Origin of the sequence: Anaerotignum sp. MSJ-24, from assembly GCF_018918145.1 — a bacterium.
Classification (GTDB): domain Bacteria; phylum Bacillota; class Clostridia; order Lachnospirales; family Anaerotignaceae; genus Metalachnospira.
The window spans coordinates 99,099-115,060 of the sequence record NZ_JAHLPX010000005.1 but is presented as its reverse complement, the minus strand read 5'-3'; the positions used below and the strand labels follow the sequence as shown (position 1 = coordinate 115,060).

At 38.5% G+C, this 15,962-nt stretch carries 15 protein-coding genes; 5 read left to right on the top strand and 10 right to left on the bottom strand.

What is annotated here, in order from left to right; translation table 11 throughout:
* Positions 1-17: 17 nt before the first annotated feature.
* The 7 genes from KQI66_RS04930 to KQI66_RS04900 form a co-directional block, all read right to left on the bottom strand.
* The gene (locus tag KQI66_RS04930; RefSeq protein WP_216427570.1) at positions 18-1,406 is read right to left on the bottom strand and encodes a sigma-54 interaction domain-containing protein; all 1,389 of its coding nucleotides are present in this window, start codon (positions 1,404-1,406) and stop codon (positions 18-20) included.
* A 175-nt stretch (positions 1,407-1,581) separates the two neighbouring features.
* The gene (locus tag KQI66_RS04925; RefSeq protein WP_216427569.1) at positions 1,582-2,319 is read right to left on the bottom strand and encodes a hypothetical protein; all 738 of its coding nucleotides are present in this window, start codon (positions 2,317-2,319) and stop codon (positions 1,582-1,584) included.
* A 109-nt stretch (positions 2,320-2,428) separates the two neighbouring features.
* Positions 2,429-3,991, bottom strand: a complete 1,563-nt coding sequence (locus tag KQI66_RS04920) for a DUF3794 and LysM peptidoglycan-binding domain-containing protein (RefSeq protein WP_216427568.1) — start codon at positions 3,989-3,991, stop codon at positions 2,429-2,431.
* Positions 3,992-4,051: 60 nt separating this feature from the next.
* Positions 4,052-4,540 (bottom strand): signal peptidase I, encoded by a 489-nt coding sequence (lepB, locus tag KQI66_RS04915; RefSeq protein WP_216427567.1) that lies wholly within the window; start codon positions 4,538-4,540, stop codon positions 4,052-4,054.
* 68 nt (positions 4,541-4,608) lie between these two features.
* Positions 4,609-5,883 carry a CdaR family protein gene (locus KQI66_RS04910; protein WP_216427566.1) on the bottom strand — a complete coding sequence of 425 codons (1,275 nt, stop codon included), beginning with the start codon at positions 5,881-5,883 and terminating at the stop codon, positions 4,609-4,611.
* Positions 5,867-6,748: a diadenylate cyclase CdaA gene (gene cdaA / locus KQI66_RS04905; protein ID WP_253287679.1), complete on the bottom strand. Its 882-nt coding sequence runs from the start codon at positions 6,746-6,748 to the stop codon at positions 5,867-5,869. Before cdaA ends, KQI66_RS04910 begins: the two co-directional genes overlap by 17 nt.
* Before the next feature lie 160 nt (positions 6,749-6,908).
* The gene (locus KQI66_RS04900) at positions 6,909-7,856 is read right to left on the bottom strand and encodes an AEC family transporter (protein WP_216427565.1); all 948 of its coding nucleotides are present in this window, start codon (positions 7,854-7,856) and stop codon (positions 6,909-6,911) included.
* 443 nt (positions 7,857-8,299) lie between these two features.
* Between KQI66_RS04900 and KQI66_RS04895 the strand changes: the two genes are divergently transcribed.
* On the top strand, positions 8,300-9,292 hold the full coding sequence (locus tag KQI66_RS04895) for a nucleoside hydrolase (RefSeq protein WP_216427564.1): 993 nt from the start codon (positions 8,300-8,302) through the stop codon (positions 9,290-9,292).
* A 93-nt stretch (positions 9,293-9,385) separates the two neighbouring features.
* Here the strand turns inward: KQI66_RS04895 and KQI66_RS04890 are convergent, their stop codons facing one another.
* Entirely contained in the window at positions 9,386-9,853 is a 468-nt protein-coding gene (locus tag KQI66_RS04890) for a MaoC family dehydratase (protein WP_216427563.1), read from the bottom strand.
* Positions 9,854-10,107: 254 nt separating this feature from the next.
* Between KQI66_RS04890 and KQI66_RS04885 the strand changes: the two genes are divergently transcribed.
* The 4 genes from KQI66_RS04885 to KQI66_RS04870 are packed head-to-tail and all read left to right on the top strand — an operon-like array spanning position 10,108 to position 12,936.
* Positions 10,108-10,620, top strand: a complete 513-nt coding sequence (locus KQI66_RS04885) for a YcxB family protein (RefSeq protein ID WP_216427562.1) — start codon at positions 10,108-10,110, stop codon at positions 10,618-10,620.
* 15 nt (positions 10,621-10,635) lie between these two features.
* A complete protein-coding gene (locus KQI66_RS04880; protein WP_216427561.1) occupies positions 10,636-11,346 on the top strand; it encodes an MBL fold metallo-hydrolase in 711 nt (236 codons plus the stop codon).
* 15 nt (positions 11,347-11,361) lie between these two features.
* Positions 11,362-12,081: a tRNA threonylcarbamoyladenosine dehydratase gene (locus KQI66_RS04875; protein ID WP_216427560.1), complete on the top strand. Its 720-nt coding sequence runs from the start codon at positions 11,362-11,364 to the stop codon at positions 12,079-12,081.
* A gap of 15 nt (positions 12,082-12,096) precedes the next feature.
* Positions 12,097-12,936 (top strand): tRNA 2-thiocytidine biosynthesis TtcA family protein, encoded by an 840-nt coding sequence (locus KQI66_RS04870; RefSeq protein WP_216427559.1) that lies wholly within the window; start codon positions 12,097-12,099, stop codon positions 12,934-12,936.
* 34 nt (positions 12,937-12,970) lie between these two features.
* On the opposite strand, the gene KQI66_RS04865 is transcribed toward KQI66_RS04870, so the two are convergent.
* Positions 12,971-14,425 (bottom strand): TrkH family potassium uptake protein, encoded by a 1,455-nt coding sequence (locus KQI66_RS04865; RefSeq protein WP_216427558.1) that lies wholly within the window; start codon positions 14,423-14,425, stop codon positions 12,971-12,973.
* A 4-nt stretch (positions 14,426-14,429) separates the two neighbouring features.
* A complete protein-coding gene (trkA, locus tag KQI66_RS04860; RefSeq protein WP_216427557.1) occupies positions 14,430-15,791 on the bottom strand; it encodes a Trk system potassium transporter TrkA in 1,362 nt (453 codons plus the stop codon).
* Between the last annotated feature and the right edge of the window lie 171 nt (positions 15,792-15,962).

The following is a 15,962-nucleotide window of genomic DNA, read 5'->3' as shown; positions in this document are numbered from 1 at the left end:
TCGAAATGAAAATATATCTATTTATTACTTTCATAACGCTCTTTTCCGAGGTCTATATTATATTTTTCTATCTTTTTATACAACAAACTCTTGTGAATACCAAGCTCATTTGCCGTTTCCCTACAATTCCAGCCGTTTTTACACAGCTCCTCCATTATAATGCTTTTTTCATATTCGTTCACGTATTCTTTGAGATTTTTTCTGTTGCCTGCCAACGCATTTTTATCATTTTCTGACATTTTTATTTTGTGCGGAAGATCAACAATCTTTATTCTGAATGAGTCGCACACAGCATATGCACTTTTTATTACATTATCCAGCTCACGTATGTTACCCGGCCATGAATAATTTCTCAGGCAATCCAGAACTTCCTTCGAAAGCACTATTCTTGTTTTATATTCATTGTTCAAATTATCGAGAAAGTGCTTTGCCAAAAGCGGTATATCGGATTTTCGGTTTCTGAGCGGAGGCATTTCTATATTTATTACATTAAGCCTGTAATACAAATCCTCTCTGAATTCGCCGTTTTTTATCATCTCTTCAATATTTTCTCTCGCCGCCGTTATTGTTCTTACATCAATCTTTACCGTTTTGCTTCTGTCCGCTCTTTCCATTTCTCCGTTTTGAAGAACATTAAGCAGCTTTGCCTGTACATTAAGCGGCATATCGCCTATTTCATCAATAAACAGAGTACCTCCGTCAGCAAGCTCCATTTTTCCTTTTCTGCCGTCGATGTATCCGAACAGCTCTGCCTCCAGCATTTCCGGTGACATTGTTGCACAGTTAACGCTTACCATGGGTTTATCATTTCTTGCACTGGCATTATGTATTGCAGACGCAAAGGTTTCCTTTCCTGTTCCCGTTTCACCTGTAAGAAATATCGGAAAAGAGGTTTTTGCGGCCTTCAGGCCCTGTCTTTTGACTGCCTCAAACTCATCGCTGTTTCCTATTGCCTGTTCAAAATATTTTCTTTCGTTCTGTATTCTAAAATATTCGTTTTTATAAAATTCAAGCTCATTATATTTTTCCGTAAGCTTTTCGGCAGACTCAACAGTCTGTATTCTGAACTTCACCTGTGCAACAGCTCCGATAACATTTCCGTTTTCGTCACAGGCGGCTCCTCTGTTGACAATAGTCAGCATGTCCTGTGAAAAACCCGTATCTTCGCCGATTTTTATTATCTGTCCCTGTTCTCTTCCCTTTATTTCAATTAGCTTTTTGAGATTTGTTGTTTTCAGTATTTCTTCGACCGGTTTACCTATGATTTCTTCCTTAGCCTTTTTGATAAAACGGCAGTACTGTTCATTCATTTCTATTATTATCCCGTTTTTATCAACTATAAGAAAACCATCATCGGTCATCTTGAGTATTTCATCCAGTATATATTTGCAATCTCTATCTTCCATGGCAGACGGCTCCTCTACATTAATGCTTTAATTATATCATTAATATCGGACATTAGGCAGAAATTTGCAAAAAAATAAAACGGCAAACGTATTGCCGTTTTCAGTATCAACAAAGTCGAAATCGCTGACCGCACAAGAAGGTGCGGTTGCAATGACAAAATTTCGACTTAAATAATTATATTTCGCCTGTTACCGATCTGTCATTTTCGGTTGAAAAACCATATCCGAATATAAGTGTATCGTCTTCGTCAGAACCATAGGGTGTATTGTTGAATGCAGTTATTCCGACACCCTTTTTATATGTTCTTTCCTCTGTATAGGTATTGTTTTTATAACCTGCCATAGGTATTTCGGTTCTTGTTGTAAAGCTGTCATCTGTAACATTGATTATTGTTGTTGTGCCAATATAGCCCTTTCCGTCAATATCAACTCTTTGTTCCCAGCTGTTGTCAACCTGAATATCACCCTTAAGAACTATAAAATCGGGAATTATAGAATACACATTTCTTGAGCTTGAGGCATTTGTATCGCTGTTTTCAACACTCTCTATAACCGAGTTATCCTCTACAATATAAACAGCCTTAAAAACTCGTTCTCCTTCACTTCCCATTCCGTCGCACATTGCACCGTCATAGCTGTACGTTACACTGCCGGTTTCCTTATTTTCACTTTTTCCGGAATATTTAATTTCAAAACCGGCCTCTGCATAGCCGTTATACAATCTGTATTTTGAATCTGTCGGAAAATACTCCGCTACTGTTTCCGCATAAGCAGCATCGTTATTCTGCTCGGTGTCCTGCTGTATTTCATTGTTTGTATTATTGTCCGCATTATTTGAATTTCCGTTTGATTTGCAGCCTGCCATAGAAAAAAGCATAACCGCACATACGGATATATAAAGTAATTTCTTCACGTTATTCCTTCCTTTCGGTATTTCAAATTAAACCTCTTATGTGTACGTTTATTATATACTTTTAAAATAATCTATACAACCGATATGTCTTTTAATTCGATTAAAATAGTTATACAAATTTCTTAAAAATCAAAAGTCTTTGGCAGGGATAAATTAAATCGGGATTTTCTATTTTATTTATTTTTACAATATCCTCAACCGTTGTATGGTACTTTTTCGCTATATTCCAGAGTGTATCACCCTTCTTAACAGTATATATAACCGCACCGCCTTTAAGCTGACACGGCTGTTCATTTTCGCTTTCGGTCACAGCCGTTATTATACTCCCATTTTTCATATCGGTGGCAACCGCATCAAAGCTTACGGTAAGTCTTATTTCCACCTCTTTTTCCGAAAGCATCGAAAAGCTTAAATCTTCTGCAACTGCATTTATATCAAGCTGCGAATTCTCATTAAGTCCATTTATTTCTATTTCCTGATTGAACGGCAGTATTGTTTCTATAACATCAAGCGGTCTTTCATCGTCTTTTGCTATATACATTACATTTATTTCCGCGATTCCTTCCGCCTGAGCCTTATCCTCGGCACATGAGGCTTTTATTCCTCTCAAACTGCACCAAGCCTTAACTACCTGCATTATATCAGGCTGTGAATCTTCGGCTGTCATAACGGTACGATATACTCCCTGTGCCATATTTTTTCCGACAACATCGGTATAGCTTATATCCTCACGCTGTATTTCAATGGGTATCGACAGAGAATATGCGTCCTCAAGTATATTTTTATCCTCATGCGAAAATTCCTTGACCGTTATTTCAACAGGTATATCAACAGAAATAATTCTCGGTTCTCCGTTTTCATCAGCCATTATATCCGCCGATACCTTTTTAATCTGCAATCTCGGCATATATAATGCGTTTTCACTGCCTTCGATTTCCGCAGAACCGTTGAACGGAACAATAAACTCTGCCGACTCTGCGGCATTATTCTCCGAATCGGAAATATAAAGCACATTTATTTTTATTTCTCCGCTGACGGCAAGGCTGTTTCCGTTTGGTCGCATATCCCTACGCTGTATAGCCGCCGACACTTCGAGTATCTGTATAATATCGGGCTTTATGGAAGGTATCGCAAGCTCTTCATGTATATTAAACTCTTCTGTTTTACGCTCCTTTATTCCTCCTGTGCCGATAGAACCGTATTGGCACTGAACTGCATTGTTTCCGCTTATATCAGTAACGGCATAAACCGTATTTTTCTTATTCCATACAGCCTTTATAGCCGTAACAACCCTTACGCTTATTTTTCTGTCATTAACCATTCTGTAATCCGTATGTACAAGCTCGGCAGAAACGTCAACATCGGATTCCTCGGTTATATCCTCCGACATTATGTAATCATCAAAGGTAAGCTCAGATTTCATGGAGCTTAACGGATACTGTGTTTTTCTTCCGTAATACAGCACATTACAGCATATCCGTCCTGCAAAATTTATACGTCCCTGTTCAGCTCTCACTCTGTCGATAATTACGTCTTCCTCTGTTTTCAGTATCTGATAAATGTCGGGGTTAATGTCCGGAACAATCATTTCACCTTCCGTCATTATCTGTATTGTTTCTCCTTTGCCTCTGCTGTCAAATTTTAATATATCTGTATTGGTATCTAACGACATAAAAAACCTCCCAAGTATAATCTATTATAATATAGTCACCGGGAGGCTTTTTATGACTGCTTATTCAAATATTGTTATTTTATTAAGAGGAAAGAACCGCATTATAACCTTTCCGAAAACGTCATCTCTGTCTACCGTTCCGAAATATCTGCTGTCTGTACTTTTCTCTCTGTTATCGCCCATAACAAAAATCTGGTCATTGTCAATATTCAATTTTATATCTCCGTATGTACTGCCTGCTATATAATCCTCGTCAAGCATTTCTCCGTTTACATAAACATTGCCGTCTGCTATCTCGATATAATCTCCGCCGACAGCTATAACTCTTTTGACCATATTTTCATCAAAATCCTCTGCATCAAAAACAACTATATCGCCTCTTCCAAAGCTGTCAGTCCATGCTGAAAATCTTGATATAAAAACTCTGTCTTTATTTTCAAGCGAAGACTGCATTGATGTTCCGTTTATGCTGACAGGCCAGAGAAAAACAAACAAAACCAAAAGTATAATCACAGCCTCAACTATGGACTGTACCCATTCCCTGAGCATAAAAACCTCCAAAACCCAAAAGAGGAAAAGCCTATGGAAAATACCATCAGCCTTTCCTCTCATAATAATTATGACAATGTTACACTTACATATACCGGTTCATCACTGACGAGCATAACTCCGTCCGGAAGCACTATCTGCACCGGTACATTCTCATAGGTACCTTCGCTGTAACCGCTCAAATCAACATAAGCCTTAACATCATCGGCACTTATATCGTTTACATCGCTTTGTGTGCCGCTTACGGAGAACACAATATTTCCACTTTCTATCTGAGCTATCATGCCTTCCGGAGTTGTTCCGTTATCGGAAATATTATCTGTCGGTATAGTAATTGTTTTCTGAATATCTTTTTCCATAATTATTGTAACCGTAACATAACCGGTTGAATTACTGCTTCCGACAACTCTTACTCCGTCAGGAAGATAATCTTCCAGCTTAAACTCTCTTATTATGTTATTAGATGCACCGCTTATATCTATTTCGGGAAGCTCTATACTTCTTATTGACCTCAACGCACTTTCATCGCCGGCAACATCAATGTTGTCCGGAGCAATGTATATTCCGGAAATACTGTATCCCGAAGCCGGAGTTCCTTCAATGTTTTCGTTTATATCCACATTTTTCATATCATCAAGACTTATCTTAATTGATACCTCGGAAACACTGAATGTCACATCATTTATAGGAACACCATCTTCATCATATGCAACCGGTGGTGCAGTTATTACAAGATCATTAGAAACATTATCTGTTTTTACCGTTGCTTTAACCGAAGCAATCTTTCCGACTATGCTTTTTGCACCGTATACAGTTACCGTTCCCGGAGAAGCAACCGCATTTATAAGCTCGCCAGTATTGGAGCTGCCTTCCTGTGTATATTCTACAACCGGCTCAACCTCAAAATCCTGATTTACATAAGGCTGTATATCAACCGTTACGCTCTGGAGCGATTTTGAAAGTATTTCAAAGCTGTTATTCACAACACTGGGAATTACTATGCTTACCGGAACGGAAACAGGATTTCCGTCATAGGAATATATTACGTTTTCAAGATCAACTATCGCCTGCACTCTTGTATTGCTCTTTGAAAGAGTGTCCAATGCAAGCCTCTGTCCTCTCAGTCTTACCGTAACTCTGGTAGATGTAAGCTCATCATTATTTACAACCACATAACCTCTCTCGAAAAGCGATTCCTTGTTCTGAAGCTGTATAGCCGCCGTATATGTTCTTGTTTCAAGAGGATTTTCGGTGTTGATTACAGTAAACCACAAGCCTATTGCAATAATGAGGGAAAGCAGTTTCCAGCCGATATCCTTGGTAAACTTACTTTTGTTCATCATCAGATCGCCTGCCTTTCCACTGTATTATTTTTTTTCGTACTCCCGTCGTTTCCATTTTGGAGGTCGTGAGCATTTTTCTCAGCTCATCGGGAGTAATATTTCTATATAAAGTACCGCCCCTTGCCAAAGAAATATATCCTGTTTCTTCGGATACAACAACTATATCGGCATCGGAAACCTCACTTGCTCCGATAGCTGCCCTGTGTCTTGTTCCCAGCTCCATGCTCACCTTATTATCTGTAAGAGGAAGGAAGCATGCCGCAGCAGCAACTCTACCGTTTTTGATAACAACCGCACCGTCATGCAGCGGTGTATTATGTTCAAATATATTTATAAGGAGCTGACTTGTAACAATACCGTCAATCTGTATACCTGTACGTATATGATCGCCCAGAGGAACAAGACGCTCAATAAGAATAAGCGCACCTGTTTTTACACTGCCCATTTTTTCTGCCGCAGTAACAACTTCCTCTATTATCTGCTCCTCAAATTTGCTGTCCATATCCTGCGATTCAAATTTAAACAAGCCTTTTATCATTCGTCCGTTACCGAGCTGTTCAAGGGCTTTACGCATTTCCGGCTGAAAAAGTATTACGAAAGCAATAATACCTACCGAAATAGTTTTTGATAAAAGCCAGTGTATAGTATTCAACTGGAGCATTGTCGCAACCGCATAAAGCAGAAAGATAACAACGATACCTTTAAACAATGTCCACGCTCTTGTTTCCTTTACCCATGTAATTATTTTATAGACTATATAGGCAACTATTAAAATATCAATTATGTCAACTATGCTCATTTCGGGCTTAGTCATATTTGCAAAATTCAACGTTCTTAAAATTGAGCTAAGGCTCTGGTCCTCCATCCTATCACCTCCGGCAGACGCAAAATAATATTCTAAATTAAGTATAACATATTAGTCTTTATATGAGAACATTTTATATTTTATTTTTTTCTTAAAATTAAGGCAAAAGCCGTATACAATATACTGCATACGGCAATTAAAATTAATTATTCGGTTTATATTAAAATACTGTTCCTATGACATAGCTTACAAACGGAAGAGTCGCCATCGATGCAACTGTCGTTACAAAAATAGCACCTATCGCATAATCTCCGTCTGCGCCGTTGGCATTTGCAAACATGGCAACAGATGACATACACGGAAGTCCGGCAAGAATAGGAAGCGTTATTTTTATTTCTTCACTTATAAACGACATATTTCTTATAACCAGATAGAGCAAAACGGGAAATACAATCATTTTAAGCAAAAGAATAACATAGTACTCCGCTTTCTTAACAAACTGCTTTATGTCAACATAACAAAACAGACCGCCTATATAAATCATTGAAAGCGGAGTTGTTGTTGCTCCTATTTTCGTAAGTGTGGAATCAATAACAGTCGGCAGCTTTACTCCGGCAAATATTCCGACAACACCCAAAAGTATTCCGACAATCGCCGGATTTATCATCTTTTTAACAGTCTGTGCAATGCTTCCCTTTGTCTTTTTAGCCTCCGGTGTAGTAAGCTGCATTCCTACCGTCCAAAGAAGACCCTGATCTGCGATTGTAAATATAGCAATATAAAGCATACCTCTTTCCGGAAAAATTGATGCAATAAGCGGTATTCCGATAAAACCGACGTTTCCGAACATAATAAGTGCCTTATAAAGCTGTTTATTGTCGCCCTTCATTTTAAATATTCTGCTGACAACCGTTCCGACGCAGAACATAAATCCAAACATACAAAATGCAATCAACAGCATAGGCAGAGTTTCTATTACTTCTCTTGATGTTGCTCCATTTAGTGTATTTGTGAATATCATAATAGGCAAAGACAGCTTCATAATAAATCTCGATATGTACTCAAGAGCATCTCTGTTCATAACCTTGGTTTTAATACCTATTATTCCGACAAGTACATATATGGCAAGCATAACCATCTGTATAAGTATAATTGAAAATAAATCCATAAAAGCACCTCATTTCTTTATATAAATTTTACTATCGCAAAATTTCGTTTGTAATAAGCAAAATAAAAGAACTTAAAAACCAAAATGCACATATGCTTGTACAATCCGTATATTGATATTGTAAAAATAATTATTTTATATAAATACAACTCTCTTTTTTTCATTAAGCTATACATTTTTATACCAACGCACTTTAACGCCAAAAACCTTAAATTCCCGATAAATCAAGGTTTAAGAGCCGTCCAAAAAAATCTTCACTTAATAAAATTCATAATACTGTGCATAAAAGCCGGAAATATATGCGTAATTTTTCGGTCAAAAAACAAAATGTATATTGTGATTTTTTTAATTAATTGATGAAAACGATATTTTGTTTTATAATAGAATTATTGATGTGAACTAAACAGCAACCGCTGTTAATTTTTAAAATGGAGGAATTATTTATGGCAAGAAATGTAATTTTAGACGTTGACACAGGTTCAGATGACGCTTGTGCGATAATGCTTGCAGCTCTCTCAGAAGAACTCAATGTACTCGGTGTATGTGCGGTAAACGGAAACAGACCTCTTTCCGATACACTTACAAACACACTTAAGATTATCGAACTTCTTAAGATGGAAGATAAAATTCCCGTTGTTAAGGGTGCAGCCCAGCCGCTTGTACGTGACCTTCTTGCAGGAAGAAACAAAAATCCAAAGACTGCTGAAATCCAGCTTGATGAAAACGGAGAGGAGATCTGTTACCATCCTAAAAAATTCAACCTTCCCGAGCCTGTATTAAAGCCTGTTGATGAAAACTTCGTAACATGGTATATAAACACAATCAAGAACAGCTCCAAAAAGGTTACTATCGTACCCGTAGGACCTCTTACAAACATTGCTATCGTTCTTCGTGCAGAACCTTCATTAGTTGACAACATCGAAGAAATCGTTATCATGGGTGGCGGACATGACGTAAGAAACTCAACTGCTGCCGCAGAATTCAATATCTGGAAGGATCCCGAAGCTGCGGAAATCGTTTTAAACAGCGGTGCAAAAATCACTCTTGTTCCTCTTGACGCAACACATGCGGCATCTACAAGACTCAGCGAAGCACAGCAGTATCGTGATTTACATACATCTGTCGGCGATCTTTTTGCAGAGCTTATCGAAATCCGTACAAGAGCATACAACATTCTTCAGCCTCTTGCAGAGCCCGATTTATGCCCTATCCATGACGCTCTCTGCGTTGCATATCTCTTAAATCCGGCAGTTCTTAAGAACGTAATCCATACAAGAGTTGATGTTGATATGGGCGGTGGTTTTGCCGACGGTATGACTATCGTTGATACTCGTCATATCCATAACCTTCCCGATAACTGCTATGTTGCACTTGATGCAGACAGAGATTTATTCAACAAAATATTATTTGAGAAGATTGCAACATTCAAAGATTGATAATTATTCGCCCTTCCGTATAAACGGAAGGGCTTTTTTTCGGCAAAAAACAGCTCTTTGAGTAATCTCAAAGAGCTGTAAACATATCAGATTTTATTCTGCTGTTTCTTCGGGTTTTGTTGCCATTGCTGTTGCTTCGCCTTCAACAACAATTTTTCCGTCCTGGTTTTTAACGATTGTGCTCATAACAATCATTCTCTTTTCGGGAATAATTTTTGTAACCTCAGCCTCTGCTGTAATTGTGTCGCCGAAGTATACGGGTGCCGTAAACTTAAGTGTCTGTCCGCAATAAATTGCGTCTGCACCGGGAATAAGCATACCTACGATTGTTGAGAAAAATGATGCTGTAAGCATACCGTGAGCTATTCTTTTTCCGAAACGTGTTGTTTTTGCATACTCTGCATTAACATGAACGGGATTGATGTCTCCGATAATGCCGGCATATGTATATACATCTGCTGCTTCGATAGTTTTTGTTACGCTTGCCTTCTGTCCAAGATGAATTTCTCCGATACTGTAACCGCTCATATTTAAGCTGTTAGGATCAAGTTTGCTGCTCATTACTATCACTCCTCTTTTTCGATATATATTAATATTAACTTTTCTCATATTTATTGTAATTAAATTATATCAAACGCATTTTTTGTTGTCCATTAAATAAATGCACAAAATATATATTTATGGTATAATGTGTAACGTGTGTAAAAATTGTGTCTTTACATAAGAACAATATTGTTTAATTTTTAATTCGCATAATTTAAATAAATATTTTTTATATAACAAAATTAATAAATAACACAAAAGGAGTATAATTTATGGAACCGCTTTTTTCTAATACATGTATATATACAATGAGTGTATTGCAGGAAATGAACAGAGCCTTAGTATCGGTCGGATACAGAATATACTGTGTTGCCGCAGCAGCCGTGTTTTTTGTTCTCGGTCTTGTATATAACCGTACCGGTCAGATGGTCTATTCCGCAATATTTTATGCCGCTTGTGCATTCATGCTCTACATGGTTTCAACAAAAGCATCATCAACGGCAAAGAAGATGTACAAAAACTATCAGAAACAGTACGGCAGTAATCTTGAAACTCACCTGTTTTTCTATGAAAACGAAATAATCGGCTCAACAAAACAGATTAAAGGTGCCGTAAAAACCTACTACACAGATGTTACAACCGTAACCGAAACCGCAAACCTTTATCTTCTCAAAATAAAATCCAAAAGCGTTATTGTTGCCGCTAAAAACGGTTTTATAGCAGACAATTCAGAAGAATTCAGAGGCTTTTTAATCGAGAAATGTGTTAATGCCAAATTCAAATGATAAGGAGTACAGATTATGTTTCATAAAATATCCGAAAATGTTTATTATACCGACCACGAAGAAGCTACCGACAGACCTGCAATGGGCTATATAAAGGGCGATAAATATTCTCTTATGGTTGAATCGGGAAACTCAAAGGCAAATGTAAACCTGTTTTTAAAGCATCTTAAGGAAAACGGATTAAAAGAGCCAGATTTTGTCGCAATAAGCCATTCACACTGGGACCACAGCTACGGCTTGTCATATCTCAATGCCGTATCCATTGCCTGCGACAAAACCAATGCTCTTCTCCGAGAAATGGCTGAGTGGAAATGGTCTGAAAATATGCTCACCGAATATGTTGCAGAGGACAAAATTCCTTTATTCTGCGAACCTCATATCAGATTGGAATATCCCGATTTAAGCGAAATAAAGGTTAAGCCTGCCGATATTGAATTTAAGTCAGAAATGACAATAGATTTAGGCAATCAGCCCTGTATACTTAAAAATGTTGTAAGTCCACATATAGATGACTGCGTTATTGTATATATCCCAAATGAAAAGGTTGTATTTCTCGGTGACAGCATATACGAAGAGCTTGTAAGGGATCAGTGGATAGGTCACAGTGACAAGCTTAGTCAATTAATAGCCGAGCTTGAAAAGCTTGATTTCACTATCGCTGTCGAAGGCCACTTTGCACCAAAAACAAAGGACGAGCTTTTAGTGTCATTAAGGGAAAAGCTTTGATTATACGGAGGAACTATGATAAACCAGTTTTCAAGAACAGAGCTTCTTATAGGAAGTGAAAATATTAATAAGCTTAAAAACTCGACCGTTGCCGTTTTCGGTATCGGCGGAGTCGGCGGCTTTGTTGCAGAAGCGCTTGCAAGAGCGGGAATAGGCCATCTTGTGCTTATTGATAACGATACCGTCAGCCTTACAAATATAAACCGTCAGATAGTTGCCCTTCATTCCACAATCGGCAAATATAAAACAGAGGTCATGCGTGACAGAATAGCCGACATAAATCCGGATGCAGTCGTAGAAGTACACAACTGTTTTTATCTTCCGGAAAACAAAGACGACTTTGATTTTTCAAAATACGACTATGTTGTTGATGCGGTTGATACCGTTGCCGCAAAGCTATCGATAATTGAAGAGGCAAAAAGGTGTAATGTACCCGTCATAAGCAGTATGGGTGCCGGAAACAAGCTCAATCCGACAATGTTTGAAGTTGCCGACATATCAAAAACATCGGTCTGTCCACTTGCAAAGGTTATGCGGTATGAGCTGAAAAAACGTGGAATTAAAAATGTCAAAGTGGTTTATTCCAAAGAGCCGGCAATAAAAGCATCTGTTCCGGAAGGCTATGACGAAAGCACCTCAAAGCGTTCCGTACCCGGAAGTATCTCTTTTGTGCCTTCGGTAGCCGGACTTATTGTTGCTGGCGAGGTTATAAAAGACATTTCCGGAATTAATTGATTTAGGAGAATAACAATGGCAAGAGAGCTTACAAGATGTCAGCAGATAGAACGAAGCATAAACAAAAAATACAGAAAAGAGCTTTGGCGTCCGTTCACCGAAGCTGTTAAAAAATACGAGCTTATACAGGAAGGTGACCGCATAGCGGTCTGCATATCCGGTGGAAAAGATTCCATGCTGCTTGCAAAAATGATGCAGATGCTCCAGAGAATAAGCGATTATCCATTTGAGGTAAAATATATAGCAATGGATCCGGGATATAATGCGGTAAACAGACAGAAAATACTTGATAATGCCGAAATACTCAATATACCGCTTACTATATTTGATACGGATATCTTCGATGTGGCAAACAATACGGACAGAAATCCGTGCTACTTATGTGCAAGAATGAGAAGAGGCCATTTATACAGCAAAGCAAAGGAATGCGGCTGTAACAAGATTGCACTGGGACATCATTTCAGCGACGTAATAGAAACAACGCTTATGGGAATGCTTTACGGAGCACAGATACAGGGAATGCGTCCAAAGCTCCACAGCACCAATTTTGAAGGAATGGAATTAATAAGGCCGTTATACTGTGTACATGAGGATTCCATCATTGCATGGCGAAACTATAATGAGCTTGAATTTCTTCAGTGTGCCTGTAAATTTACCGAGAGCATAGCTGTGGATAACAAAGAAAGCAAGTCAAAAAGAAAAGAAACAAAAGAGCTTATAAAACAGCTTAAAGTCAACAATCCGCTCATAGAAACAAACATTTTCAACAGTATACACGATGTAAATGTTGATACACTCGTTGGATATAAAACAAAAGGCGTTGAACACAGCTTTTTAGATGAATATAAGCTTTAAAAAATACCGCAGAAAATTTTCTGCGGCATTTTTGTTACCTTGGTTTCCATGAACTCTTTGAGAAAAGTACAAGTATAGGGAATATTTCCAGACGTCCCGCAAGCATATCCGCAATGAGCACAAGCTTTGAAAGAACGCTGTATATCGAGAAATTGCAGGTCGGGCCGACAGCATCAAGACCGGGACCTATATTGTTAAAGCATGAAAGAACTGCCGAAAAGTTGGTTGTAATGCTGAAACCATCCAGCGACACTATTATAAAGCTTGCGATTATTATAACCACGTATGCCGCAAGATAAGCATCCGCATTTCTGAGAACACGCTCATCAACTCTTCTTCCGTTGTTTCTTACAACCTGAACCTGATTAGGTCTTAATGCCTGATGAATGTTACGGCGAAGACTCTTTAATATGAGCAATGCACGACCGCATTTAAGCCCACCGCCGGTACTTCCGGCACAGGCTCCGACAACCATAAGACACAATATAATAGCCTTTGAAAAGCTCGGCCACAAATCAAAATCCGTTGTGGCAAAGCCTGTTGTTGTTATTATACTTGATACTTGGAATGCCGCATGACGTATTGTTTCTTCAAGGGTAGGATACAAGCCTCTTATATTTAAGGATATTAATATGATACTTACCAAAACAATTCCGAAGTACATACGGATTTCTTCGTCCTTAATTACGCTCTTAAAATGTCTGAGCATTACAAGATAATAACAGCTGAAATTTACGCCGAATAAAAGCATAAACACTGTACATACATTCTGTATATACGGACTGTAACTTGCCATACTATCATTTTTAATACCAAATCCACCTGTTCCGGCTGCTCCGAAAGCAGTGCATATTGCTTCAAAAAATGGCATTTTTCCTAACACAAGGAACAATATATTCAACAGTGTAATAATAACATAGAGAATATAAAGTATTTTTGCCGTATCTTTAATATGCGGCACAAGCTTCCCTATATCCGGTCCGGGGCTTTCCGCACGAAGAAGATGCATTGTAAAGCCGATGCCCTTTTCTCCTCCGGGGCTGAAGGCAAGAAGAAACACAAGTACTCCCATGCCACCTACCCAATGGGTAAAGCTTCGCCAATAGAGAATGCCTCTTGAAAGCTTTTCCACCTCCGGAAGTATAGATGCTCCCGTTGTTGTAAAGCCGGAAACTGTTTCAAAAAGTGCATCAATAAAAAACGGTATTTCACCGGAAATAACAAACGGAAGGCAGCCCATTATACTGAGAACAATCCACGAAAGACCTACACAAATAAGTCCTTCTCTTGCATAAAACTTAAGCTGTGCATTGCGGCTGACCAAACCCATAACAGCCGATACAGCCAGAGTAATCAAAATTCCGCATACAAAACCGAAAACGGCATCTCCTACGCCGTCAACTGCACTTATAATCAAAGCCGGCAGCATAAATGCCGCCTCCATAAGAAGAATACGGCTCATAAACCGTGCAATCATTTTATAATTCATAGTCTTATTCCTCAAAAACGTCGTTAAACTTATTTATAAGATTCTGTCTGCTGGTAACAACAATAACCGTATCGCCCGGCTGGAATATTGAGTCACCGCTCAATATCTCGGTTTTAGTGGCATATACAATACTTGCTATCAGGACATTGCGTTTTAACTTAAGATTTTTAAGCGGTTCACCGCAATGCTTTGTGTTTTCGTCAACAAGAAATTCCAACGCCTCAACCTGGTTATCCGCAATGGTATGTACGCTTAAAGCTGCACCGGTCTGGTTACGCAACGCTCTTACATAACGTATTATAGTGTTACAGCAGAGCTGCATGGGATTTACTGTACTTCCCAGCGGCAGACGGTTAAGCATCGGACTGCTTTCGAGATGTGCAAGCTTTGTAACAACCTTTGGCACATCACATGTAGACGCATACATGGATATAACCATATTCTGCTCATCAAGTCCCGTAAGCGATACAATAGCGTCACTGCTGAATATTCCTTCGCTGTCAAGAAGGCTCTGTCTGCTGGCGTCACCATGGACAATAGTTGCCTCCGGAAGCTTTTCCGATAAATACTCACAACGGGCAAAGTCCTTTTCTATTATTGTTACATCCATTCTGCTCTTTATGAGCTTTTGTGTAAGATAATAGCTTATTCTTCCGCCACCGCATATAAGAACCTTTTTAACCTCTCGTCTGATAAGACCGAGATTTTCGAGAAGTGTACTGATGTTGTCGATTGAAGCTGTTACAAAAATTCTGTCGTTTTCCTGTAATATAAAGTTGCCATTCGGTGTAACCGCAGTACCACCTCTGAGTACCGCACAAATAAGCACCTTACAGCCTGTTATTGAATGAAGGGAACTTAATGGCTGATTGCAAAGCTTGCTGTTTTCATCAATACGGAGCTCCACAATTTCTACCCTTCCCTTTGCAAATGTATCACGGCGTAAAAATCCCGGATATTTAAGCAGACTTTCTATTTCCTTAGCCGCCTGTCGTTCCGGATTTACTGTCATATTAAGAGCAAACATTTCATGCATTTTGTATACCTGTTCGCTGTAATCCGGGTTACGTATACGGGCGATGGTATGAAGATCGGGATTTAAAACATGTGCCGTAACACAGCACAAAAGATTTGTTTCATCCTGATTGGTAACCGCTATGAGTAGATCTGCACTTTCCACATTTGCTTTCAAAAGAACGTCCATAGACGCACAGTTGCCCTGGATAGTCATAATATCATAATCATTAGCAATTGATTCAAGCACCGTAGCATTGGAATCAATTACGGTAATTGAATATCCCTCAGACGAAAGCTGGCGTGTAAGAGAAGAACCCATTTTGCCGTTGCCTGCAATAATAATGTTCACGATTTATCCTCCCTTGAAAAATCATTTTTAAGGTTAAATTATGCTGATTGCATAAATCATTATAACAGCTTTTTTAGAAAAAACAATCATATAAATCCCAAATGTAAAGTCTTTGTAAATTAGAAAAATATACAATTATGCCAAACAAATTTACTGTCTGAATTTATGAAA

What these genes read in the sequence shown, in the direction of transcription:
- KQI66_RS04885 (WP_216427562.1), top strand. Translation starts at nt 10,108, where the DNA reads ATGGAACCGCTTTTTTCTAATACATGTATATATACAATGAGTGTATTG.
- KQI66_RS04890 (WP_216427563.1), bottom strand. Translation starts at nt 9,853, where the DNA reads ATGAGCAGCAAACTTGATCCTAACAGCTTAAATATGAGCGGTTACAGT.
- KQI66_RS04930 (WP_216427570.1), bottom strand. Translation starts at nt 1,406, where the DNA reads ATGGAAGATAGAGATTGCAAATATATACTGGATGAAATACTCAAGATG.
- KQI66_RS04875 (WP_216427560.1), top strand. Translation starts at nt 11,362, where the DNA reads ATGATAAACCAGTTTTCAAGAACAGAGCTTCTTATAGGAAGTGAAAAT.
- KQI66_RS04880 (WP_216427561.1), top strand. Translation starts at nt 10,636, where the DNA reads ATGTTTCATAAAATATCCGAAAATGTTTATTATACCGACCACGAAGAA.
- KQI66_RS04865 (WP_216427558.1), bottom strand. Translation starts at nt 14,425, where the DNA reads ATGAATTATAAAATGATTGCACGGTTTATGAGCCGTATTCTTCTTATG.
- KQI66_RS04870 (WP_216427559.1), top strand. Translation starts at nt 12,097, where the DNA reads ATGGCAAGAGAGCTTACAAGATGTCAGCAGATAGAACGAAGCATAAAC.
- cdaA (WP_253287679.1), bottom strand. Translation starts at nt 6,748, where the DNA reads ATGGAGGACCAGAGCCTTAGCTCAATTTTAAGAACGTTGAATTTTGCA.
- lepB (WP_216427567.1), bottom strand. Translation starts at nt 4,540, where the DNA reads ATGCTCAGGGAATGGGTACAGTCCATAGTTGAGGCTGTGATTATACTT.
- KQI66_RS04920 (WP_216427568.1), bottom strand. Translation starts at nt 3,991, where the DNA reads ATGTCGTTAGATACCAATACAGATATATTAAAATTTGACAGCAGAGGC.
- KQI66_RS04895 (WP_216427564.1), top strand. Translation starts at nt 8,300, where the DNA reads ATGGCAAGAAATGTAATTTTAGACGTTGACACAGGTTCAGATGACGCT.
- KQI66_RS04900 (WP_216427565.1), bottom strand. Translation starts at nt 7,856, where the DNA reads ATGGATTTATTTTCAATTATACTTATACAGATGGTTATGCTTGCCATA.
- KQI66_RS04910 (WP_216427566.1), bottom strand. Translation starts at nt 5,883, where the DNA reads ATGATGAACAAAAGTAAGTTTACCAAGGATATCGGCTGGAAACTGCTT.